The organism is Brucella sp. RRSP16, from assembly GCF_052246815.1.
In the GTDB taxonomy this organism is placed as follows: Bacteria; Pseudomonadota; Alphaproteobacteria; order Rhizobiales; family Rhizobiaceae; genus Brucella; species Brucella intermedia.
Genome location: NZ_JBQQAM010000010.1, coordinates 132,249 through 155,896 on the forward strand (window position 1 = coordinate 132,249; position 23,648 = coordinate 155,896).

A 23,648-nucleotide genomic window follows, 5' to 3' on the forward strand; every position below is an offset into this window, starting at 1 on the left:
CGTGCAAGTCCTGTAACGTAAATATAAAACTCCGTGTTTCTGCGTGTTTACGCTGTTATTGTAATATATATGAACATTGTTTCAAATTTTGAATTAAACTCGTTCCAAATATTCGTAATATTATCATATAGTTGATGCTATAAGACTGTTGACAATACATAGACTGTATTTTCTCATTGCAAGTGCAGGCCGAGACTCCCAAGTCGGCCATCACACAATGGATGATTATGTTGAGCACACCACTTCCTGCGATCTCGGCGCGGAAATCCCGCCGATATGCCATTGCTTCGATGCGTGATCGTGAAGCGCTGGAAGCGACGTCTCTGGGCGAGCTGACCACCTTTGTCGAAGGAGACGGAAAACGCCTTCGTCTGGCGAATACATTTCCACTCATTGCTGTCGCCGCCTCGCAAGAGGGCGAGAACGAACTCAAAACGGTTCTGCAGCAGATTTATCGTCTGAGCACCATTCCGGAACTACCCGTTGTGCGGGTCGATGAAGCGTCCCCCGAAACAGCTCCGCTGCTGGTTACGCAGTTGCTTGAGAGCAGCCTGGATCGCCTTGTCGGCCATGTCAGCAAGGTTCACACCGAGCTCGCCATGCTGCGCCGCGAGCGCGAGACCATGTTTGAGAATTATCGGGCGATTGAAGACGCATTCCACGCCCGCAACTGGGATTCCTCGACGGAGATTTTCAGCCATGCTCCTCTGGTCGATCCAAAGGATGAGGGGTTTGCGCGCCTGCTGCGCGAATCGGAGATCGAACAGCTTTTTCCGGTTTCGAGCTATGCCGTTTCCGGTTTCGCCCTCCATTTCCGCGATCTGCCGGCCAATCGCAACGGCCAGCTGATCGTAACGCTGGACTATCTGGAAAATGGCGAGGGAATTGCCGAGTGGCTGGTGCCCTACAGCGCGCTGCATTCGGAATGGAATTTCTTCTCGCTTCCCAAGGCATGCGACGGCAGCCATCGGACGCTCCGGCTTCGCATCTCCGCCTCGGGCGGTGTGCCGCCGGAACTGTCGCTGGGCAATGTGATCGCCAACGAGCGCTATGCGGCGCGTGCCCGTATTCCGCACGCCGATCTGGACATGCGCCCGCTGGCATTGAGGATTTTCACCGGCTTGCCGGGTGTGCGCCCGGCATCGTTGCCGAACGCCATCGTGCCGACTGCGTTGATCAATGGTCGAAAGGTTGACGACTACCGTCTGCCGGTCGAATTGCTGCGCAACGTGGCCAACGTGTCCGTTACGTCCATTAGTCCGGACTTTCCGACTGTGCGTTTTCTGGAACATGAGGATGCCATCGGCTGTCATCCGCTCGAGGAGGGCGTCACTGCGGCTGCCATTCGCCGTGTGGTTGCTCCGGGTACGGTCCGCGTCTCCGCGCGAGCTGTGATTGACCATCCGGAGGGCAAGCCCTGTGCCGTCGGTCTGTTGCTGGTCAATCTGGCATCAGACGTGAAGGAGGAAATCGACGCGATTTCCAATCTTGATCGACGACGCCAGCAGGTTTTGTTCAGCGGTTGGTCGGAGGTCGCGCCCAATCGCCCGATCGATATCAATTTCATGCTTGAGGGACCGGTCGACCGGACGATGGATCTCGTTGTGCTGAGCAAGGCCGCTGCCGATTCCGTCGATTTTTCCTGGCTCAAGGTCTTCAACTTCCGGCTGGTCAAGCACATTGAGGCCGGGCCAGCTCAGGAATTAGCCAAAGAGGCCGCGAATGTACGATAGGTCCAAGGATTTGATCGTCGTTGCCATGCCGCTTTACGGCCACGCGGCGCTGGCGCTTGAAGCACTGGAAACCATTCTTGCATCAGAAACGGTTTTCCGTACCCAGATCGTGGTGTCGGTAGATGGCGATCCGCGCCGCGAAGTGTTCGACAGCCTGACGCTCTATGCGGCAGCGCATTCCAACATCCATATCATCTTTGGCGAAAACGCCGGTCCCGGCGGCGCACGTAACCGCGCCGTCGACTATATTCTTGAAGAAATGCCGGACGCGAAGGCGGTATACTTTGTCGATGCAGACAACCGCGTGCAGCCGCACACCATTGACACGCTCTATCGTCAGCTGCTGGCGTCAAATGCCGGCTGGGTCTACACCAATATCGACACTTTCTCGGTCAATTGGCGCGCACATTATGGCAACAGCTACTCGCGCCTGATCCACTGCATCACTGACAATATCTGCGATACGGGGTCGATGATTTCAGCGGATGTTTTCCGTAGCGGTGTCCGTTTTGATGATGATCGCCAGAATGGTTTTGAAGACTGGGAGTTTTGGCTTTCGGCGATCGAGGCGGGGTTTGTCGGGACGCCATGCCACGATACCGGCTTTGAATATCGCCTGCGTGCGGAAAGCCGTTTCAAGGAAGCCAATCGCGACCGCTCAGGCTCGATCAGTTTTCTGCGCAAGCGGCACAAGGCGCTGTTTCGCCGTCCGACGCTCGTAGGTTTCGAGCATGATGAGTGCCCGCGCTACGGCGTGATCCGCGCAGGCGAGGGGACGGTCAGCCTTTTCACCGATCTCAGCCTTGGCACTACCGATCTCAAGTTCGATGATGCGATCCGTGCCTTCTGGGGCAGTGTGTCCGAGCCGGATAATTTCCATTTCCCGCCGTTTCTTGCCTCGTCCAACACAGAGACGCTGAAACTTCTGGCGCGTTCGCGCCTGTTGCCGAATATCCTGTCGCGGCTTGAGAAGCTGGCGGAACAGGCCAACATCGTCTTTGTGGAACTCACCAATGTCGAGGACGAGCGGCGCATCGACACCGAAATCATGCCGTCGGGTACGCGGCAGCCACATGCCGACCTGATTTTCGTTTCGACCCGGCTCATAAAGGAAATCATTGAAAACGATGCGCTCGATTGGTTCGCTTCGTTGGGTACGCAGCAACTATGGCCCACATCGGCGCGCATGAAGGTGCGCTTTCCGTTCCCGCGCGTTCGCCAGCGCCGCGCTCTCTCACGGCCAGAACAATCAATGCTCAATCTGGTGACGTCGATTGCAACAAGCCCGCTGAAGCAGAGCGCGGCCACACGCTGGACATGGCGCCCCCGTCGCCTGCCGGCCCTTTCCGAAATGTACCAGGTGCTGCGCAATGAACTTGGCGGCGGACCCGTTCTGCCGCTTGCGCATAACCCCGCAAGGAAAAAGACCGCGGCCGTTCTCGTGCCGAATGCTTCTTTCGGCGGGGCGGAAAAGGTCGCTTATGCCGCCGGGCGGGAGCTGAAGAACCAGGGGTTTGAAACCCATCTCTTCGTGCTCGGCAATGAGCGGATGGACGTGCTCGATGAGTTCGACCAGTCCTTCGATTATCTGCATTTCTGGAAGGATGGCATTCCCGCCTGGGGAGACACAAACCGCTTCCTCGGTCAGGACTTCATCACCGAAGATCATCCGCTCGACTGGAGTATCCTGCGCGGCCAGCTTTCCGGTTTCGATCTTGTCGTGAACAACCACGTCATGGCCGCTCACCCCCTGATGGGTAAGCTTCGCTCGGAAGGCACCCGCACCGCCTGCTATCTGCATGTGGTGGACGAAACGGTCTTCCGCCGTCAAGCAGGTCAACCCTATGCTGCGATCGCCTTCGAACATGCCTATGACGCTTTTCTCACTTGTTCGGATCAATTGAAAATTTATCTGCACAGCTTTGGCGTACCGTATGAAAAAGTGTTTTCGGTGCCAAACGGGGCCAGTTTTTCAATCGATACAAAACAGCGGGCGCAAGTCACCGCCGCGCGCAAGCAGGGGCGCCAGGGCGAGCCCATGCGTATCCTTTACATGGGACGGCTCGACCGCCAGAAGGGTATCGACCGTTTGCATGATGCAATCGTCAAGCTGAAAGAGCAGGGCATTCCTTTTGAAGCGCAGGCCATCGGCGGCGAAATTCTCTCCGACGATCCGAGCGCATCGTGGATGACACGTTTGAAGGATGCGGGCGTGAAAGTCTCGCCGCCGGTTTTCGACGGCAAGGACATTGCCAACCATCTGGCCTGGGCCGATGTTCTCCTGATGCCGTCGCGCTGGGAAGGCGCGCCGCTGATGATCGCCGAAGCGCAGCAACTCGGCTGCGTGCCGGTCGCCACGGCGGTCGGCGCCGTCGATGAGCTTATCAATCACGGACGCGATGGCATTCTCATCCGCAATGGCAACGATGCGCAGATCGTCTCAGACATGACACGCATTCTGACGATCCTTGCACAGGATCGCGAAGCCTTGATGCGGACCGCCGAAGGCGCTCTCGCTTCCGCAGCACATCGCACATGGAGCTCGGCGTTCTCCGAATTTACCGATTGGGCGAACGAAATAAGCCCCGTTTATCCGAAATCCCGGTTCTCCCAGCCGGATGTTGCAGACGATGCCAGCGCGACCGCCGTTCTCCCCGGCCGTGCAGTTGCCTGATTATACCAGAAAGGTCGACCTATGAGCCGCCCAACCAACCCAAGAATCCTCGTTACGGGCATTCCGAGCCATCTGACCCGCCTCATTCAGCGTGCGGATAAGGCGCAGGTCTATTATTCGGAGAAGCAGCGGGATTCCGAAACCCGGGATAATTTTATCCAGGAGCTGAAGAACATCAGCAATACCGGCAATTATCTGATCGGCGAAGGTGCGATGACAGCGCTTTTGCCGTCTGCCAAGCACATTCCGTTCTGGCACCTCTACAATTGCGTGAACAACGGAACGGGGCTTGAGGAGGTCAACAAGGAGTTTGATATCTGCGTCTTCACCTGCGCAAACCTTCTGCGCAAGGGCTTGTCGGCGGATGCAGAAGCGCTGGTTCTGTCGAAACTCGACATGCCTGTCGTAATGCTCGGCATCGGCATCCAGAACCGCCCCGACATTGAAGGCGGGGACGGCCTGCCAGCGGGTACGAAGAAGCTTTTGGAAGTGCTGAAAAGCCGCGAACACTATTTTCTCACGCGGGGTGAAAATGCAGCCGGCTATCTCCGCGATCAGGGCTTTTCCTATGTCCGCCCGGTCGGTTGTCCGTCGCTTTATTTCCGTCCGGACAATATGCGCAAGGCGATCAGTCGCCTGCCAGACGTGAAGGTGGGCGAGGGCCGTACCGTCTTCACCGGCTATATGGGAGCGGAACTCGAAACTATCGGCGATATGAACGCGCTCGGTTCCGATGATGGGCGTTCGGCTTATGTGGTTCAGGATGAGCTCTTGCATTTCGACATGCAGCTTGAATCGGATGCGAATGGCCGCGCCTATGACTCCACTACGGGCGAACTTGTCGGCCCGTTGACGTATAAGGGCTCGGGCGATCTGAAAAAGAAGGTGAGTGTTCACGCCTTCCTCGATACCAATCAATGGCGCGCCTGGTGCTCGACCATGGACTTTTCTTTCGGTCGCCGTTTCCACGGCAATATCATCTCCATGCAGGCGGGCGTGCCGAGCCTGATGGTCGCTGTCGATGACCGTATGCGCGAGATGCTGAATTTCTCCGGCCTGCCGAAGATCGATGCCCGCGATCTCAACGCCGCCAACGACAGGCGGGCTTTCGTCAGCGACCACATCGCTTCGATGAACATTCCCGAAGTCATCGAAACTTACTCGGCGCGAGAACGCAATTTCCGGAGCGTGCTTTCAGAAATCGGCATCGGCTGATCTCAGGCACTCTTCACCAGTTTTCTTAATTCCAGCGAAGATGGATCACCATGCGCATAATGATCACCGGCATCCCGTCATATCTGATGCGGACCGTCGAAAGCGTTTCCGGGGCAAGAGTGAAGCATCGCCCCTATTTCGAGCCCATCCGCACCAAGAAGGATGTGATCGATCAGGTCAAGAAGATTGCCAATACGGGCAATTATCTCATCGGTGAGGGCGCGGCCAACGCAGTGCGCGGCCACGATGTGACCTACGTTCCCTTCTGGCATCTGGCCAACAGCCTCAATTCGCCGGACACCTATGCAGAACTCAATGAGAATTTCGACCTGTGCCTGTTTGCCTCCGCCAATCTTTTGCGACCCGGCTATGCGGCGACGACGGAATCCTTCGTCTTTGAAAAGCTGAACATGCCAATCGTGGTCATGGGCATCGGCATTCAAAAGAAGGAAAACCTGAAGGCGGAGTTGCCGGAAGGCACGCGCCGTTTCCTCGAAATTCTGCGCCGCAAGGAAAGCTTCTTCCTCACGCGCGGGCATTTCACCGAGGAGTTTTTGAAAGATGCGGGCATGAAATACGTCCGCCCGACCGGCTGTCCCTCGCTTTATTATGCGCCGGACCAGATGAAACGCTCGCTGAGCCGCCTTGCCGACCCAACTCTTGCCGATGCGCAGAAAATCTCCTTTGGCGGTTATCTCGGCAGCGTTGCCGATACGATTGTCGATGCGCATGCGCTCCTCGAAAAGGACAGCGTTGCAAGCTATGTCATTCAGGACGAGGTGATCGTCTACAACATGAACATGGCAGGGGAAGACCATGCCGAAGCCTATGATCAGGCGGCAAGCCGCATCACCGCGACCGTCGATTACAAGCATATGGAAAAATGGCAGCGCAAGAACGAGCTGCTGGTGTTCTTCGACACGCATAAATGGCGCAGTTGGATCTCCAGCCAGGATTTTGGCCTGAGCCGCAGATTCCATGGCACGATCATCGGCATGCAGTCGGGTATTCCGGGCCTGATGATCGCAGTCGACGACCGCATGCGCGAGATGCTGGGCTTCGTCGGTTTTCCGCATATCGAAGCGAGCGTCTGGAACCGCGAGCCGCAGAAGAAAGCCTACCTGCGCGACTTCCTTTCCAAGATCGACGTGCCTGCGGCCATCAACCGTTATTCGGAATGCGAGGCCAATTTTAACGGTGCGCTGAAAGATATCGGTATCCGATGATGAAACTTCGCGAGAGCACCGGGGGCAGGAAAGGGGTAGTGGCGGCTTTCTTGGCCGCTGTTCTGCTCGCGGTTGCGCCCGACGGTGCTCTTGCGGATACGCGCTTTGGCGTCAACCGGGTGAATATGGCCTGGCTCAAGCCAGCCGAGCGCGAGCAGATATTCGATCAGATGGTGGAGAACGGGGTAGTGGCGGTTCGATTGTCGCTCACCCGACCGCTCGATCAAAGCATCGATGCCGCACGCCTTGCTCACGAGAAGGGTCTGGCGATCCTGCTCGAAATCTCGCTCAACAATGCGGATTTTTATCCGGATGGAACAAAACCTCGGTCGGGGCGCGGGCGTATATGGGACATGTATCGGCTTTCCGACATATCTCCTGAGCGGTTCCGGAATGCTATGGCGGATGCCTTGCAGAAGATCGATGCGCTGGGGGTTCCTCTTGTGGCGGTTGAACCCGGAAACGAGATCAACTGGGGCGCCTATAATGGCGACCTTGCCATTCTGCCCAAGGAGAAGATGAAGACCGCGCGCTCGTTGACCGAGATGGAGGAGCTTCCTCTGGTCGAAAAGGGTGCGGAAAAATACGTCGAACTTTTGCGCATTTTGCGGGCGGAATTAGCGAAAACCAGGCACAGCGCCAAGGCAAAGGTCGTATCTGCGGGTCTGTCCGATATCCCTTTCATCGATGCAGACCGGCGCGGGATAGACACTGTCGAACCTGCGTCTTTTACCGATCTTTTGAAGAAATATGGTCTGGACGACGTTGCTGACGGCTATGGTATTCATATCTATCCCGGCAGCAGCGGGACGCGCGCTGCTCGGGCAAAACACATCAATAATGCGCTTTCTTTTTGCGGTGGTGTGGACGGCAAGCCTTGCTGGATCACGGAATGGGGTTTTGCCAATACATCAAAAGCCTGTCCTGCCAATGACGATAATCGCGAGCAACTGGTCGAAAAGACGCGCGACCGTTTTCGACAGATGATGGACAGCGGCCAGATCGCCGCTGCTTATTATTTTGATTGGGATGCAAGCACTTACGGTGTTTGGCGTTGCGGTGCGCTGACGCCAGCGGGTAAAGCTGCAACGGGGACGAAATGAAACTCAAGACTGTAATTATCGGCGGTTCGAACACCGTCATGCTTCCGGGCTATCTGCCCACACTTCTATCGACGATGGCGCGGCGCGGTGTGGAACTTGATATTGTTGCCGATCTCGCGGTGGGGGGCACGACGAGTGCGCTCGGCCTTTATCAACTCAAGCAGTTCGAACAGCTTGAAGATTGCGAACTGCTGTTGATTGAATATGCGATCAACGATGCCTTCGTATATGGGGATGAGCGGCGGCCATTCCGCCATTGGGCCCGGTTTTACGAAGGGATCATTCGCTACGCGCTCGAACGCAATCCGAATTTGCGGGTTGCAACGCTTGTATTCGGCGCTCGCAATGGCTCGTTTCTGAATTCAGTTCCGTCGATCGACGCGGGGATCAATTATATTTCGCAATGGTATGGAACGATCTCGTCGATATCTCCCGAATGCTGATGCAGCAATATGGCCGCGATGTCGTGGGTAATCCGGCCTTCTATCTCGATCAGGGTCACTATGCGCGACCGGTTTCGACGACTATCGTTGCGAATTTGATTGCGGATGTTCTTGAACCGGCCCTTTCTGTTCCGCATCGCGCAAAAGCACTGCCATTCGCCATCGATCCGGACCATTTCGCGAATGCGCGCGCCTTGAGCGGCCAGCAATTGTGCAAGCGGCTGGGGCGTGTTCCGGTTCAATACAGCAATCGCCGTTTCTCGATCTCAGCACTCGATCTTGGCGCGGATAAAATGCGCTTCGAGGTTGAGGGCGGACAACTGCTTGCGTTGGGTTACGTCTGCGATCCCCGCATTCCGCCGCTTGACGTGACGACGGGCGGGGAGGTTCATCGTGCTGCCATGATGAAGGGAGGCGTTCGCGACGGAACCTACAAATTCCTCGTTTCGATGCTGAGCTTCGAGTTTCTCTACGGCGCGAAACTGCTGGAAGCACGGGGGAATGTTGCGCTCACCCTGTCGGGTGCTGAAGAGGGCGTGGAACATAAGCTGCATGTTCCGAAAGACAGCACGCATCATGAGGAACTGCCCGAGCAACCGGTACTTCCGATCACCGGCATCCTGTTTTCCGGCAATTTAAAAGTCATGTCGCTTGAGAAGCAGGCTCCGGTGAACCCAGTGCTATCAGAAGCCGCCCAGTAGGTCGTTATTCAACAAAAATGCTGACGCTTGCGGCCCGCCCCGCTGCATCGACTACGGTCAGTGTCGAATATCCGGTTCCGTCCGGTCGCCAGTTTGTCGTCCTTCTCCGTTCGATCTCGGCGATCGGCTTGCCATTGGCGAGCCAGCGGAACGGTGCGCGTCCGCCCTGCAATTTTAGCACCAAGGGTGACGCATTGTCCGTCAGCGCTTTCAGTTCCACATGCGCGCCATCGGGCGGAAACACGATGCGCGGCGCAGGCTCAATCGAGGCTTTGACAACCGGCAGGGGATCGCTTGCGGATGAAAAGCGTATTTGCGTCACCGGAAGATCGGCACGTGCAGTGCGAAACGCGCCGGCTGGCGCACGCGGAAGCGGTACGGAAGCGATGCCTGAGCGCACAAAGGCATCAAACAGGATGGGTGCCGCCGAAACATAGCCTGCAAGGCCCGGCACCGAGCCGCCATCGGCACGGCCGACCCAGACACCCAGCACATAGCGGCCATCGTAGCCGACCGACCAAGCATCGCGATAACCATAGGATGTGCCGGTCTTGTAAGCGATGCCTAAACGTTTCGCCCCTTGCGGCGGTACGACACCGGCCAGAATATCGCCAATCTGCCAAGACGCCTGCTCGGTGAGAATGGGGGCGGAGGGCTGCACAGGCTCCGAGCTTTCGGTGCCATCACGCAAGGCCGTGCCGCGACCCCCATTCGCAAGCCCGGTATAAAGCTGCACCAGATCCCGCAGGCTGATCCCCGCGCCGCCAAGGCCGATAGCAAGTCCCGGCGCTTCGCCCTTAGGCAGTTGCAGATTGACACCTACCTGACGAATGCGCGTCGTCAGCCGTGCAGGGCCGACCGCATCGAGCAGGCTGATAGTCGGCACATTGAGGGACATTTGCAGCGCCTGACGGATACTGACATCGCCCTGATAGCTCATATCGAAATTGCGCGGACGATAGCCTGCAAAATCCAGCGGGCGGTCTTCGATGATGGTTTCCTGCGCAATCAGTCCCTGCTCGAAGGCCAGCCCATAGATGAAAGGTTTTAACGTTGAGCCGGGCGAGCGCATGGCGCGGGTCATGTCGATCCAGCCCTGCCGCTTGCCATCGAAATAGTCAGCGGAACCGACTTCACCCAGAATGTTGCCATTGCGGCTGTCGGCCAGCACCATGGCAACCGAGACTCTCGGCCCAAGTTTCGCTGCGGCTTCCCGCGCAACCGCTTCCAGTCCTGCCTGCACGGATTTTTTGAGCGTGAGATGATGGCGTGCTTCGGTGGGAGCCTGCTTCAGCGCCAGATCGGCAAAGTGGGCGGCCAATGAAGGCAAGGGATGACGAGTAGCGGATATGCGCTCACGCGATGCGCGGTCAGCTTCCTCTTCCGTAAACACCTCCGCCGAAACGATGCGTTTCAATACACGATCACGTGCTGCAACTGCATTCTGCATCGCCCGATCCGGGCGGCGACGTTCTGGCAGTTGCGGCAAGGCAACGAGCAAAGCTGCTTCCGATATGGTCAGGCGCAAGGGCTCCTTGCCAAAATAGGCTAATGACGCGGAGCGCACACCTTCCAGATTGCCGCCATAGGGCGCGAGTGTCAGATAGCGTTCGAGGATTTCGGATTTGCTCAGCCGCCGTTCGATCTGGATAGCGCGGGCCAATTGCCTGAATTTGGAACCGAAGCTGCGGCTTTCGCGCGGCTCGATCAGGCGCGCAAGCTGCATGGAAAGCGTCGATCCACCGGATACAATGCGGCCGCTGCCGGCAAGCTGCATCGCAGCCCGTGCAAGAGCCCGGAAATCAATGCCGCCATGATCGTAAAAACGCTTGTCTTCATAAGCGATGAGCATTTTCAGGAAATTTGGATCAACGTCCTCAATCCGGGTGTTAAGCCGCCAGTATCCGTCCGGCGTCGCATAGGCCCGCAGCAGCGAGCCGTCGCGATCCATGACCTCGGTGGAAATGGTCAGCCGTTCCGGCAAAGGCGGAGGATATGCGCGGTCGAGCCAGTCCAGCCCGACCACCGTTCCCAAAGCGGCGATGCAGAGGAACACGGCGCCGCCAATGGCTGTTTTCCATCGCCTTTTCATCTCTTTGGACATGATTTATGTTTAGCCATGATCTTGTCCGAAAACCGGTCCCACTTTTGGGATTGCTTACGGCGCTGCCACCTCCATCATGCCGGTTGCCGTGCGCGCTGCAAATTGCGGACGATACATGTCCTCAACCGTGGCCGCCGGATGGGTGTAAAGACCCGGCGTCACCGCACGCACCACATAGGCCAGTGTGATCGGCCTCTTCGTGCCTGCAGAGCGGTCGAAAGCCGCCACAAAGCGATCATTGCGGAATTCGAGATGCGCTGCCTGCGTGCTTTCAAGCCATGGAAAATTGCCGAGATTGGCACTGGAAACGAGGCCTGGATTATCGATCTCGAAACCAGCTGGCAGGAGGTCTGTCACGAGCAGACGTGACTGCCATTCCTGCAAATCGTCAATTTTCAGGACAACCACATAGCGCTCATTCTGGTTGACCCCGGTGACATTGGCTGGTTCACCGTCAAGCGTATAATAGGTGCGCTCGATATTGAAACCTTCGCCACCCGCAGGAAGAGATTGGGCCGGCGGCGCTACGGCGGTCACGACTGCGTCGACCGAGCCTTGTCCTTTGTTCGTGACAATCAGCGGCTGCGCTTCCAGGGTTGCACCATTGAGGCGTTCTGAGAATGCACCTTGATGCGCGGTGCCATTGATGTCGAGGCTGATTGCTCCATTGTCTTCCTGCAGGCCGCGTGCGGCAAGCAGCATCCATGCCTGATCCTGCGTGCTGAGATAACGCGCCTTTTCACGCTGGAACTCGACCAGCGTGATCAGCGACGGCAGCACTTTCGGCGCAGGCTTGGTTTCCGAAGCAAGCGCAAGCATTGCAGCACCATCACGCAGCGGCGAACCGTAATCGGAGCGATTATAGTCGAAACTGGATTGGCTGGTTGCAAGCTGGAGCGACGCATCGAAGACGCGTTCGGAACGCGGCTGATCACCATAAAGGGCGAGTGCTGCGCCAAGCTGTGCGACTGCCATGGGGCTCGCGAAGTTTTCAAGCTGAGTATCGGCATAATAACGCAGGTCGCCGACTGATGCCTTCTTGTTGCGCGCCAGAACGTAAAGCGCATAGGCAATGTCGTTACCGCGTTCTGTCACATCGGTTGTATAGCCGAGAGCGTTTTGCAGATTGGCGAGCGCAGAGAGCATTGCCTGCTGCGGCACGTCATACCCCTTTTCACGAGCACGCGTGAGGAAGTCGGTCACATAGGCGTCCATCCAGAGATCACCCGAACCCGGCGACCACAGGCCGAACGAACCGCTTGAAGACTGGTTGTTCAGCACGCGGAAGATGGAATCCTGGACGCGTTTCTTAAGTTCTTCCTGACTTTCCAGACCCGCTGCCGCTTCCGTACCTGCCGCCATTTCGCTCAAGTAAAGCAGCGGGAGAGCACGGCTGGTGGTCTGCTCTGTGCAGCCATAAGGATAGCGGTCGAGCGCCATCAACAGGGCTGGGACATCAAAGGCCGCGCTACGCGTGACACCGACGCTGACAAAGGCACCGTCAAGCAGGCTCTCTGACAGAAGGCCGCCATCGACCTTCAGGCTCCCGCCATTGGCTGCGAGATTGACGACATGGCGGCTCGTGACCGGCAGATCCACCGGACGCACCGGCAATGCCAAAGCCTGTTCAACATTGAGACCCGCATCGTTGGAAAGCCGGATCGTCACACCACCGGCACCCGTGGCGACAGCATTGAGCGGAACGGTGATCGACTGCCGCTTCCCGCCAGCTAGCGCGATGCTTTCAGGATAGGAGCCAACTTGAACCCCGAGATTATCGGTGGTCTCGAGGCTCACATGATAATCGCCATCCGGCGCATCCGTATTGGCGATATCGAAGCGGATATTTGCCTGATCGCCGGGCGCCATGAAGCGCGGAAGGCCAGCAGTGATAACCACCGGATCGCGAATGATGACGTCGGTAACCGCGTGACCGACGGCCTTCTTCGACCATGCGACAGCCATGACACGCGCAGTGCCGTTGAACTGCGGTACGTCGAAGCTGATCGTCGCCTTGCCATCGCTGTCGAGTTCTACCGGACCGGAGAACAGCGCTAGCAGCTTTTCGGTGGGGGGGCTGCCTTCGGCTGCCATATTGCCACCATCACCACCCGTGCGCAGCTTGCCGGTGACGCCGAGCGAACCATCGATCAGGCGACCATACATATCGCGCATTTCAAGACCCAGCTGACGCTGGCCGAAGAACCAGTTTTCAGGGTTCGGCGGCTGGTAGCGTGTCAGGTTGAGAATGCCGACATCGACTGCCGCAACCATGACATAGGCCTGCTCGCCACCCGCATTTTCAACCGAAACCGGAATGGAAAGTGTGGAACGCGGAGCGATCTTTTCAGGCGGGGTCAGCTTGACCGCAAGCTGCTTGTCGGCAGGATCGACCTTCAGCCATTTAAGACCAATCGCTCGCGTAGGCATGCGGCTTTCAGCGGCCTCGCCCGGACGGAACAGCGTTGCCGTAACATAGGCGCCCGCACCCCAATCCTCACCCACCGGAATATCGATGGTCGTGCCACCTTCCGGAACGCTGGCCGTGATGGTCTTGAGCAGCTTTTCTGCACCGATGGTGATGAGCAACTCACCGGCAAAACGAGGCGAAACTTTCAGTTCTGCCGTGTCACCCGCCGCATAATGTTCCTTGTCGAGCGCAATTTCCAGCCCATCCGGTGTTTCGGTCGAGGTCGAACTTACATACCAGCCCGCATCGAATTCGTAGCTGCTAGCCGGGCCTGAGGCGTCGGTAGTTTCTACTTCCAGACGGTAACGACCCCAATCGACCGGCAGGCTGATTTCAGCCTCACTATCGGTTTTCAGATCGATCTTGCCGTTGGCAATCGCCTTGGTGAAGGTGACCGGCTCATAGTTCCAGCTGTTGCCATTGCGATACCACTGATAATTACGCTCGATCTTGACCAGCGACCATTGCGCGCCGTCAAGCGCCTTACGATCACCCTTGCTGTCAGAGGCGATCAGGCTGAACTTCGCGGTTCCACCCTGCGGGACTTCATCGCCAGCGAAATTCGGGCGAATGCCGATGAGATCGGTTTCCGGCTGAATGGCAATGTCGATCTTGCGTTCAACAGCACGACCACCGGTTTCGCGCATACGAACTGTCACGGCCGCGTTTACGAGACGCGTCGTTGACGGCATTTCGTCGACCGCAACCGTGAAAGTAGCCTTGCCGTTTTCATCGACCTTCGACAGACCATCGAGCGGAAGGCGGGTGGCTTCGCCCTGTTCTTCGTCAGCGAGGCCGAAATAATAGCCCTTGAAGCGGTCCCATTGGCGCTTGGTCGAAAGCGTGACTTCACCTTCGAGTGCAAGGCCCGCGGCAGGGGCGCCATAGAGGAAACGACCATCCACGGTGATATTGGCGGCTTCGCCTACTGCAATTTCCGGCTTGTCGGACGTCAGATCGAACTCGATCCGGTCCGGAACGAAATCTTCAACCAGAAACATCTGCGTGGCAATCGCAGGCTGCTTGGGATCGGTATAGATCGAAACATTCCAGGTGCCGCGCATGGCGTTCGACGGCAAGGTCAGGTCGACGGCATGACCACCGGCGAGTTTGCTGTCGGAAACGAGACGGCGATCTTCCACACCATCGGGACGCGTGAAGATGAAGGTGAGCGGCAGATCGTCAATCGCCGTTGCGGTCTCGTCACGCGCAAGCGCACCCACATGCACGACTTCGCCCGCGCGATAAATGCCGCGCTCCGTCCATGCATAAAGATCAAGCGCTTTCGGCACTGCACGGCCAGACACACCACGATCGGAAAGATCGAAACCAGCGCGCGCCATATCGAGGAATGTGAAATCGTCGTCATTCTGACTGGCCATCAGAACCGCTGGCACCATGCCGTTGATGCCGCGTGTCAGGCCAGGCGTAAACGTCGCACGGCCATCGCTGTCGGTCGTCGCTTCGCCCAGCACTTCATTGTTGCGTGCAAGCAGCGTCAGCTTCACGCCTTTAAGCGGTTCTGCGCTTTCCAGCGAACGGGCGAATACATTGATGCCGTCCTGTCCGGTATAGGTCGAAAGGCCGATGTCGGAGACGACGAACCACTGGGTTGCCTTGGTGCCATATGCATCATCGGGCTTCTGAACCAGCGGTTCGGCAGTCAGTACATAGACGCCGGGCTTGCGTTCGGGCAGCGCCTCATCAACCGGGAAGCTGGTTGTGGCTTCCTTATTCAGCTGATTGCCTGCAACCTCGATCTCGCCCTCCCAGACGGGTGCGCCCAACTGGTCGGATACCGTGCTGATGTCGTAGCTGTCGAGCTGGCGCAGGAATTGATAACCTGAAAGAAGTTGAGCGAGCGAACGGTCGCCGACGCGGTAGAGCTTGACCTTGGCTGCATCCAGATTGACGCTGACCAACGGAATGCCGCGACGCGCCTTGGCAGGCAGCACGAAGCTGTCGCCGGTAAAACGCACCGATGGAGCACGGTCCTGCACATAGATCGAAAGATTGACCGGCGCTGGCAGCACTTCGCCGACAGTCGACGGCAGACCCTGGCGGAACGTCACCGTATAATTGCGGCCATGCTCCAGTCCCTCGACGCAAATCTGGCGATCCTTGGCTTCAACTGCCTGCGGTGCGCCATTGTCGAGCGTGACGAAGCTCGAATAGTCGACTCCGCTTTTCACCAATTCTTCGGAGAACTGCGCGCAGATGCGCGGCGCGGCATTGTCATTATCGACTGTGTTGTTGACGATACGGAAGCCTTTACGGGCTTTCAGGTCTTCATAGGCCGCACGAACGGATGCGGAATTGACGAGATCAAGGCTCGCTTCATAGGCTTGCAAGGCCGGGCGGGATGCATCGCGCTTTTCGAGCGCCTGGGCCATGATGGCAAGCGCTTGCGCGCGCTCCTCTTTGGTGCGCGAAGTCTGGTAGGCAAACCAGGAGGCGGACGTCGCATCGCGTTGGAATTTTGAACGTTCCTGCCCGTTGGATGGCTCGGTCGCAAGCGCCGACAGCGCATAACCGGCCCAGATTTCGCTTTCATCAGGGGACATGCTGACAGCCAGGCGGAACTTTTCCATCGCCGTGCGAGGGTCGCCATTCAACGCTGCAGACGCGCCATCGCTCTTCAACGAGCGAAGGCTGTCGGGGCTTTCGAGGCCAGCCAGTTCGCGCTTCAAGCGTCGGGCTTCGTCAATCAGATTGGCGGCAAAAAAGGAGATGGTTGGCGGAGCGCCAATATCTTCAACTTCGCGGGCTGCTGTGGATTGGGTTACAACCTTACCTGCGATGGAACCAACGGACTGATTGAGCTTGTTGAAATCAGACTTCAGAAAGCACCATTTGACCTTCGGATTGTAGGTGAAGGCGAGGCAGGCGTTGTCGCCCAGACAAATGCTTTTGCACTGGTCAAGGGAGACATTTTTCTCTGTTCGCAGGTCGAAGCCGAAATAATCGCTGTCTTTGGTTATCTCTATCTGCCGACTTTCGGCGGCTTGCGTGCTGTGTGGAGCTGCCAAAAGGCAAGCTGCGACTGCAAAGGCCCGTAAAAGCCGGTTGTAACCAATAAGCATTTGCATCCCCTCACAACGACCGATGCCAATTCCGATTTATTTAGAAAAGGCGAAAAGAATCCGGCTCATGTGAAGCCTCACCGCGACAAACTGTCAAGGCGAATAGGGATTATCTACAACTATTAGGATAGTTTTAGGGGAAATACGTTCTGCGAGATACCTGCCTCGCAGAGCATGTCCGTATTTCAGATGAACCCACCATTGGCGCGTAAGGTCTGGCCGTTCACCCAAGCGCCGTCGGGTCCTGCGAGAAACGCCACTACGCCTGCGATGTCCTCCGGTGTGCCGAGCCGTTCGAGCGGGCTCATCTTCGCCATGCGAGCAACGACTTCCTCTGATTTTCCATCCAAAAAGAGGTCAGTCGCGGTGGGGCCGGGGGCGACGGCATTGACGGTGATGTTTCGACCGCGCATTTCCTTGGCCATGATACCCGTCAGCGTTTCGACGGCGGCCTTGGTCGCTGCATAAATACCGTAATTTTCCAGTTTCAGGCCAACCACACTGGTCGAAAAATTGATAATGCGTCCATTGTCGCGCAGGCGCCTGCCTGCCTCCCGCATAGTATTGAATGTCCCTTTTAGATTGACCGATACAGTCTTGTCGAAATCCAAATCTTCGGTAGCAGCGAGAGGTGATAGGGCCATGATACCGGCATTATTGATGAGGACGTCAACTCCTCCGAATGCGGTTTCGGCGGCATCGAACATTTTCTTTACCGCGACGGGATCGGCAACATCGGCCTGTGCTGATAGCGCGACGCCTCCCGCAGCCTTGATCCTGGCCACCACGGCGTTGGCCATCGCAGCGTTGCCGGCATAGTTGACGATAACCGTAAAACCATCGCGCCCCAGACGTTCGGCAATGGCGGCACCGATGCCTCGCGATGCTCCGGTGACGATGGCAACCCCGTTTTTCATATCTGACATTCTGTGCTCCGATCACTTAGGTCCGTTTTGTAAGCACCAACAAGATCGCACTTTTCTCTAGCCGTTTAATCGGGCATTATTTGGTATCACTATCCGAGAAGAGCGAACAATCAGATGGACAGGTTCGACGCGATGCGGGTCTTCACCCGCGTATTGGAACGCCGCAGTTTTACCCTGGCTGCCGAAGATCTCGGAATTCCGCGTTCCACCGTTACCGACGCGATCAAGCAGCTTGAAAGACGACTGGGTACGCAGCTGTTTCTACGGACCACCCGACACGTCAATCCAACGCTTGATGGTCAGGCCTATTACCAGCGTTGCACAGCAATCCTGGCTGATGTGGAGGATGCCGAAGGCGGGTTTTCCGGAGCTGCGCCCAAAGGCCTGCTTCGAGTTGAGGTTCAAGGAACACTGGCCCGCCATTTTCTTTTTCCCGAACTGCCAGCCTTTCTGGAAAAATATAACGAGATCGAATTCTATATGACCGAGGGAGACCGGTTCGTCGATCTGATTCGGGAAGGTATCGATTGCGTTCTGCGCGTTGGTGCGCTGCAAGACAGCGACATGATTGCCCGGCGCGTTACGGTGCTGGATGAGATCACCGTCGCATCCCCTTCTTATATCTCGCGATTTGGGCACCCCCAACACCCCGACGAGTTGGGCGAAGGTCACCGAATGATCGGTTTCAGGGCGAGCGGTAGTATTACGCGCATGCCGCTGGAATTCATGATCGACGGAAAATTGCGCACCGTCACGATCCCTGCGTCACTCACGGTCAATGCCGCCGAGAGCTATACGGCTGCTGCCTGTGAGGGGCTGGGGATCATACAGATTCCCCGTTATCATGCGATGAAGCACATCGGTGATGGAAAACTGGTGCAGATACTCACCGCTTGTCCTCCAACTCCATCACCAGTCTCTGTCATATACCCCCGGGACCGTCAGCTTTCTCCGCGGGTCAGAGTATTTATCGACTGGTTGGTGACGATATTTGCCCGTCAGGACGTCGAAGCGCATTAACCTTCCATTAAGAATTTGGAGCAGGACAGCCATTTCCGTGTTAGAATAGTGCCTGCAGAGATGCAGAATGCACATCGCTACGCACTATGGGAGAGGGCAGAGATGAGCAACATTCTATTCTGGACCGCTTTGGTAATCGTCCCCGTGCTTTTGGGTACTGCCTACGCCTATCTGCAATCCATTCGCCACCGGGATGACTTCTAGGGACTCACATCCCTGTTTGCGTCCGACTTGGCGAGCAGAAGGTCGCGCGCACTTGCGTGGACCTGATGTCGATTCTTCGCCAGTTTTTTGATTCAATCCATGCGCTGCTACTGCACCCGACCCGAAAGCGCATTGGGGCTCCATTCTTCCAGATAAAGTTAACCTTTGTTTCGTTTGGAATCTCTGCAATTTACATTTGATGCGCTTGTTGGATTTCAATTAAGGATGGCAAAATTTGCGGGTGTTGGCATTCCCCTATTCAGGGGGATTCGGACTTATTACATATAGAAATCAAACATTTAGCATAAAAAGTATACAAGGAGTCAGTATACTCAAAACCGGTATGTGCCATAAATAAGGGTTGTTTGGTTATCCTTGTTTGGTTGAAGTAGTTTTATTTTCTGTCTGATATTTCACGTTGCTTAATGTAAGAAAATGTCCTTCTATTGTTGCGGGCAAGATATGATCAATAGTTGAGGTGATGCGTTGCCGTAATCTGGGCTCCTGCGGCTTCATCTCGACCGACACAAAGCTCGCCCCGGATCAAATTGCAGCCCTCATCAAGTCGGGGGCGATCACCGGTTAAGGGTAAGGCCGTCTCGGGTTGAAACAGAACGATGAAAAACAATGGCGACCGAAACGGATCGCCAGAAAATTGGAGGAGGGAACGACGGCAATGGGTAGACGTGCATACGAAAAGCTCGCGAGAATCTGTGCATCCCTGAACACATCCGAGCAGGAGCTGGCTCATTCTCTCGGTATTTCGCGAGTTGCCCTGAAGGCGATAGATCGGACTGATGCGCCTCTTTATCTGCGATTGGCGTTGGCCGCCCTGGTCTCGGAAATGGACCCGGATGAAGTGCTGAACCCCAAGCGTGGGAATTCGGAAATGGAAAGGCCGCTTCACCTCTTGTCGGCAGGATAATTGTCAGAAGTCTTGAGTTTCAACGGTGTTGTTGTGACAAAATCTTTCGCCTTGCTGCTTTTGATTGGACTGATTTGTTATCCGCAATTGGCTGCCGCGTCCTGCACGCGAGCAGCCGGCGCCGCGGATTTGATGACGCAACGCCAGCTTTCAGCCCTGCGCGCAATGGAGCGGAGCCGCGGCTGCAAGGGGGGCGACGAACGTGGAGGTTTCTTCAATCCGTGTCGTGATCTTGCCCAGCGTATTGCTGAAATCCAGCGGCAACTCGCGTCCAGTTCGCTTTCTTCTAGGGCGTGTGCCGAACAGCCGGTTGCGCCGCAAACTGCAAAAGTAAAACTCGACCGGCCGAAAACGTCTTCGGTCACCACGCCCGGCAAGCCGTGGGTTCCCAGCGGTGTGAAGGGCGCCTTGACCTATTGCGTGCGCTTGTCGGACGGTTATCTTTTTCCGGCTCCGCATTCGCAGTTCCAGAAATCCGACAATGTGACGGAGACATTGGCGCAATGCCGCTTTATCTGTCAGGGGGAGAATGTCGATCTTTATATTTTGACCGATCCGAATGGCGAAACAGCGGACATGGTTTCCGTTTCCAACGGCAAGTCCTACATCGAGCTTCCAACTGCCTACAATTATCAAGGCGGCAGCGATTTCAAAAAGTGCGATTGGGCTGGTTATGTCAACAAGATCAGCGAATTGCGAGCCAATAGCAAAGGCAGTCATGCATTCAAAAACGTGGTCGTGCCCATGCCGGACACGCGACCGACACGCAATGACGAGGTCGCGATTTCGGCAACGTCTTTTGCTCCCATGAGTGACCGCAATGTACGTGTGATTGGTCCTGCATTCATTTTCGACGAAGATGCGGCGCAGGCAAAGTCCGCTACCTACTGACTGCCAGCAGCCAGTCTTCTGACGGTCAATTTGAATGAGACGTGTCGCGATTGGGACTGAACCACACGCGTTCTGTCTGTAACCTCCCAGAAACGGGCGTTCCAACGTATGCTCGGAAAACTATCGATCATTGCATTGTTTGAAATCTGTCAGTGTTGTTCGACCTGGAGGAGGTAGACATGAGCAAGAACCGTGGCGTCGTTTATTTGCGGCCCGGGACAGTCGAAGTACGCGATATTGAAGACCCAGTGTTGGCGGCACCGGACGGGAGGAAGCTGGACCACGCCGTTATACTGAAGGTAATTTCCACCAATATTTGCGGCTCAGATCAGCATATGGTCCGGGGACGCACCACTGCCATGCCTGGTCTTGTGCTTGGCCATGAAATTACCGGTGAAATTATCGAGAAGGGCAGCGATGTTGAAATGCTCGACGTGGGCGACATCGTTTCGGTGCCATTCAATGTCGCTTGCGGACGTTGCCGCTGCTGTAAATCCCAGGACACTGGCGTTTGCCTGACGGTCAACCCGTCGCGTGCCGGCGGCGCCTATGGTTATGTCGATATGGGAGGCTGGATTGGCGGACAGGCCCGCTATGTCATGGTTCCCTATGCGGATTTCAATCTGCTCAAATTTCCCGATCGCGAACAAGCGATGGAAAAAATCCGCGACCTGACGATGCTGTCCGATATCTTGCCAACTGGTTTTCACGGTGCCGTCAAGGCTGGCGTCGGAGTCGGCTCGATTGTCTATGTCGCGGGCGCGGGGCCAGTCGGACTTGCCGCCGCCGCATCCGCACGCATTCTGGGAGCTGCGGTCGTCATGATCGGCGACTTCAACAAGGAACGTCTGGATCACGCACGGAAAGTCGGGTTCGAACCGATCGATCTTTCAGCCAGCGACCGTCTCGGCGACATGATCGCTGAGGTCACCGGCAGTAACGAAGTCGATAGTGCTATCGACGCCGTTGGTTTCGAAGCACGGGGCCACAGCGGCGGTGAACAACCCGCAATTGTGCTTAACCAGATGATGGAGATCACCCGCCCGGCAGGGGCCATCGGTATTCCGGGGCTCTATGTCACTGAAGATCCGGGAGCCGTCGATAATGCCGCAAAGCAAGGTAGCCTGTCCCTGCGCTTCGGCCTCGGTTGGGCCAAGGCGCAGTCGTTCCATACGGGGCAGACGCCAGTGCTCAAGTACAATCGCCAGCTGATGCAGGCTATTCTTCATGGACGTCTCAACATAGCCGATATTGTCAACGCTCAGGTGATATCGCTTGAAGATGCGGCAAAGGGCTATGAGAGCTTTGATCAGGGCGCTGCCAAAAAGTTTGTTCTCGATCCGCACGGCTTGGTGACAAAGGCCGCCTGATTCAATCGGGTTTGAAAAAACATGAGAAGGCGCCCAAACGGGCGCTTTTTCTGTTGAGATTGCTTGCATCTGTAACGTTACAGATTCTTCAGATTCTGACGCTTCGATAGCCGTTCGTTCGGAAATGGCACATACTGTAATGCTTTGTTCCAAGAAAAATGCTATCAGAAAAATACCGTTACAACAACCACTTAATCTTCCCACAGATGTGGAATCTCTGAAGATGCGCACATGAGGGGTTGCAAGTGAGACCTTTTTGAATACCATACCTGTAACGTTTCAGATTTGGGAGGAGATGGAATGTTGCTTCAAAGAGCAAAGACGCTCACCGCATCCGTTTGTCTGGCTATGACAGCGTTGACAATGGCAGGTTCGGCCTCGGCGGCCAATCTTGAAGTCACCCATTGGTGGACATCCGGCGGTGAAGCTGCGGCGGTCAAGGTTCTTGCTGAAAAATTTGATGCGCTCGGCGGCGACAAATGGGTCGATGGAGCGATAGCCGGTAGCGGCTCTACCGCACGCCCCATCATTATCAGCCGAATTCTGGGTGGCAATCCGATGGGGGCGACGCAGCTCAATCATGGACGGCAGGCTGAAGAGCTGGTGCAAGGCGGCCTGATGATGGACCTGACCGAGCTTGCTGAAAAGGAAGGCTGGGCTGATTTCATTCGCCCTAAGAGCCTCCTGGAATCCTGCACCTTTGAAGGACGTCTTTACTGCGTTCCGCTGAATATTCATTCCTGGGAATGGATGTGGGTCAATCCGCAAGCATTTCGTGATGCCGGAACAGAACCGCCCAAGAATTGGAATGATCTTGTCGCTGCGGCTCCCAAGCTGAAGGAAAAGAACATCGTTCCTCTCGCAACCGGTGACGGCTGGCAGGTGAACGGCATACTGACCGTGCTGACGACTGCGATTGGCGGCAAGGACCTTTACCTGAAGGTCAACAAGGACAAGGATGCCGATGCGGCGCGAGGGCCTGAAATGAAGAAGGTCTTTGAAGCGCTGGCGCAGGCACGCGAACTGGCTGATAAGGGTTATGTTGGCCGCTCATGGAACGAGGCGACCAATATGGTGCTGACCGGGCGCGCAGGAACGCAAATCATGGGGGACTGGGCGCAGGGTGAGTTTGGTACAGCCGGAAAGGTTGCAGGCAAGGATTATGACTGCTTGCCGGGACTCGGTGTCCATCCATATCTGGATACTGGCGGCGACGCGATCTACTTCCCGAAGAACAAGGACCCGGAAGTTACGAAGGCGCAGCTAAAGCTGGCCAGCATGCTTGTTTCCAAGGATACGCAGATCGCGTTCAATCTTGCCAAGGGTTCTCTGCCGATCCGTGGCGATGTCGATCTTGAGGCAGCCTCGACTTGCATGCGTGCGGGCATCGAGATTTTGAAGAACCCGGATAACATCGTTCCATCAGTGGAGCAGTTACGCGCACCGGACACGCAAGGACAGATCGAAAGTCTGGCGGCTGAGTTTTTCTCCAATCCCGATATGACCGTTGATGACATTCAGGAACGTTTTGCGGAGATTATCGAGCAGGCACAATAGTCT

At 56.3% G+C, this 23,648-nt stretch carries 15 protein-coding genes; 12 read left to right on the forward strand and 3 right to left on the reverse strand.

Features of this window, described 5'->3' with window-relative positions:
* Positions 1-227: 227 nt before the first annotated feature.
* From ACS5UA_RS16700 to ACS5UA_RS16730, 7 genes are read left to right on the forward strand one after another with little or no spacing between them, the layout of a single operon-like run.
* Positions 228-1,733, forward strand: coding sequence for a DUF6212 domain-containing protein (locus ACS5UA_RS16700; RefSeq protein WP_273771005.1), 1,506 nt, complete (start codon positions 228-230; stop codon positions 1,731-1,733).
* The gene (locus ACS5UA_RS16705) at positions 1,723-4,407 is read left to right on the forward strand and encodes a glycosyltransferase (RefSeq protein ID WP_273771004.1); all 2,685 of its coding nucleotides are present in this window, start codon (positions 1,723-1,725) and stop codon (positions 4,405-4,407) included. The genes ACS5UA_RS16700 and ACS5UA_RS16705 overlap by 11 nt, the downstream gene beginning before the upstream one ends.
* Positions 4,408-4,428: 21 nt before the next feature.
* Entirely contained in the window at positions 4,429-5,622 is a 1,194-nt protein-coding gene (locus ACS5UA_RS16710) for a polysaccharide pyruvyl transferase family protein (RefSeq protein ID WP_273771003.1), read from the forward strand.
* Positions 5,623-5,672: 50 nt separating this feature from the next.
* Positions 5,673-6,848, forward strand: coding sequence for a polysaccharide pyruvyl transferase family protein (locus ACS5UA_RS16715; protein ID WP_273771001.1), 1,176 nt, complete (start codon positions 5,673-5,675; stop codon positions 6,846-6,848).
* Complete coding sequence (locus tag ACS5UA_RS16720; RefSeq protein WP_443101530.1) at positions 6,848-7,951, forward strand: glycoside hydrolase; 1,104 nt, start codon at positions 6,848-6,850, stop codon at positions 7,949-7,951. Before ACS5UA_RS16715 ends, ACS5UA_RS16720 begins: the two co-directional genes overlap by 1 nt.
* Positions 7,948-8,394: an SGNH/GDSL hydrolase family protein gene (locus tag ACS5UA_RS16725; protein ID WP_443101526.1), complete on the forward strand. Its 447-nt coding sequence runs from the start codon at positions 7,948-7,950 to the stop codon at positions 8,392-8,394. The genes ACS5UA_RS16720 and ACS5UA_RS16725 overlap by 4 nt, the downstream gene beginning before the upstream one ends.
* On the forward strand, positions 8,355-9,095 hold the full coding sequence (locus ACS5UA_RS16730) for a hypothetical protein (RefSeq protein WP_443101527.1): 741 nt from the start codon (positions 8,355-8,357) through the stop codon (positions 9,093-9,095). Before ACS5UA_RS16725 ends, ACS5UA_RS16730 begins: the two co-directional genes overlap by 40 nt.
* A 4-nt stretch (positions 9,096-9,099) precedes the next feature.
* Here ACS5UA_RS16730 and pbpC read toward each other — a convergent pair whose 3' ends face one another.
* The 3 genes from pbpC to ACS5UA_RS16745 all read right to left on the reverse strand — a co-directional run bounded on the left by pbpC (position 9,100) and on the right by ACS5UA_RS16745 (position 17,678).
* Positions 9,100-11,199: a penicillin-binding protein 1C gene (gene pbpC, locus ACS5UA_RS16735; protein ID WP_273770997.1), complete on the reverse strand. Its 2,100-nt coding sequence runs from the start codon at positions 11,197-11,199 to the stop codon at positions 9,100-9,102.
* 54 nt (positions 11,200-11,253) lie between these two features.
* Positions 11,254-16,758 (reverse strand): alpha-2-macroglobulin family protein, encoded by a 5,505-nt coding sequence (locus tag ACS5UA_RS16740; RefSeq protein WP_273770996.1) that lies wholly within the window; start codon positions 16,756-16,758, stop codon positions 11,254-11,256.
* Between the two features lie 179 nt (positions 16,759-16,937).
* A complete protein-coding gene (locus ACS5UA_RS16745) occupies positions 16,938-17,678 on the reverse strand; it encodes an SDR family oxidoreductase (protein WP_273770995.1) in 741 nt (246 codons plus the stop codon).
* 114 nt (positions 17,679-17,792) lie between these two features.
* Between ACS5UA_RS16745 and ACS5UA_RS16750 the strand changes: the two genes are divergently transcribed.
* From ACS5UA_RS16750 to ACS5UA_RS16770, 5 genes are all read left to right on the forward strand, one after another.
* Complete coding sequence (locus ACS5UA_RS16750; RefSeq protein ID WP_273770994.1) at positions 17,793-18,698, forward strand: LysR family transcriptional regulator; 906 nt, start codon at positions 17,793-17,795, stop codon at positions 18,696-18,698.
* Between the two features lie 808 nt (positions 18,699-19,506).
* Entirely contained in the window at positions 19,507-19,827 is a 321-nt protein-coding gene (locus ACS5UA_RS16755) for a hypothetical protein (protein ID WP_006468708.1), read from the forward strand.
* A 132-nt stretch (positions 19,828-19,959) separates the two neighbouring features.
* A complete protein-coding gene (locus ACS5UA_RS16760) occupies positions 19,960-20,718 on the forward strand; it encodes a DUF2865 domain-containing protein (protein WP_235694466.1) in 759 nt (252 codons plus the stop codon).
* A gap of 179 nt (positions 20,719-20,897) precedes the next feature.
* Entirely contained in the window at positions 20,898-22,088 is a 1,191-nt protein-coding gene (fdhA, locus tag ACS5UA_RS16765) for a formaldehyde dehydrogenase, glutathione-independent (protein WP_006472269.1), read from the forward strand.
* A 300-nt stretch (positions 22,089-22,388) separates the two neighbouring features.
* Positions 22,389-23,645 (forward strand): ABC transporter substrate-binding protein, encoded by a 1,257-nt coding sequence (locus ACS5UA_RS16770; RefSeq protein ID WP_273770993.1) that lies wholly within the window; start codon positions 22,389-22,391, stop codon positions 23,643-23,645.
* Positions 23,646-23,648: the final 3 nt, after the last annotated feature.

What these genes read in the sequence shown, in the direction of transcription:
- ACS5UA_RS16710 (WP_273771003.1), top strand. Translation starts at nt 4,429, where the DNA reads ATGAGCCGCCCAACCAACCCAAGAATCCTCGTTACGGGCATTCCGAGC.
- ACS5UA_RS16750 (WP_273770994.1), top strand. Translation starts at nt 17,793, where the DNA reads ATGGACAGGTTCGACGCGATGCGGGTCTTCACCCGCGTATTGGAACGC.
- fdhA (WP_006472269.1), top strand. Translation starts at nt 20,898, where the DNA reads ATGAGCAAGAACCGTGGCGTCGTTTATTTGCGGCCCGGGACAGTCGAA.
- ACS5UA_RS16700 (WP_273771005.1), top strand. Translation starts at nt 228, where the DNA reads ATGTTGAGCACACCACTTCCTGCGATCTCGGCGCGGAAATCCCGCCGA.
- ACS5UA_RS16705 (WP_273771004.1), top strand. Translation starts at nt 1,723, where the DNA reads ATGTACGATAGGTCCAAGGATTTGATCGTCGTTGCCATGCCGCTTTAC.
- ACS5UA_RS16725 (WP_443101526.1), top strand. Translation starts at nt 7,948, where the DNA reads ATGAAACTCAAGACTGTAATTATCGGCGGTTCGAACACCGTCATGCTT.
- ACS5UA_RS16745 (WP_273770995.1), bottom strand. Translation starts at nt 17,678, where the DNA reads ATGTCAGATATGAAAAACGGGGTTGCCATCGTCACCGGAGCATCGCGA.
- ACS5UA_RS16770 (WP_273770993.1), top strand. Translation starts at nt 22,389, where the DNA reads ATGTTGCTTCAAAGAGCAAAGACGCTCACCGCATCCGTTTGTCTGGCT.
- ACS5UA_RS16720 (WP_443101530.1), top strand. Translation starts at nt 6,848, where the DNA reads ATGAAACTTCGCGAGAGCACCGGGGGCAGGAAAGGGGTAGTGGCGGCT.
- ACS5UA_RS16760 (WP_235694466.1), top strand. Translation starts at nt 19,960, where the DNA reads ATGACGCAACGCCAGCTTTCAGCCCTGCGCGCAATGGAGCGGAGCCGC.
- ACS5UA_RS16715 (WP_273771001.1), top strand. Translation starts at nt 5,673, where the DNA reads ATGCGCATAATGATCACCGGCATCCCGTCATATCTGATGCGGACCGTC.
- ACS5UA_RS16740 (WP_273770996.1), bottom strand. Translation starts at nt 16,758, where the DNA reads ATGCAAATGCTTATTGGTTACAACCGGCTTTTACGGGCCTTTGCAGTC.
- ACS5UA_RS16730 (WP_443101527.1), top strand. Translation starts at nt 8,355, where the DNA reads ATGGTATGGAACGATCTCGTCGATATCTCCCGAATGCTGATGCAGCAA.
- pbpC (WP_273770997.1), bottom strand. Translation starts at nt 11,199, where the DNA reads ATGTCCAAAGAGATGAAAAGGCGATGGAAAACAGCCATTGGCGGCGCC.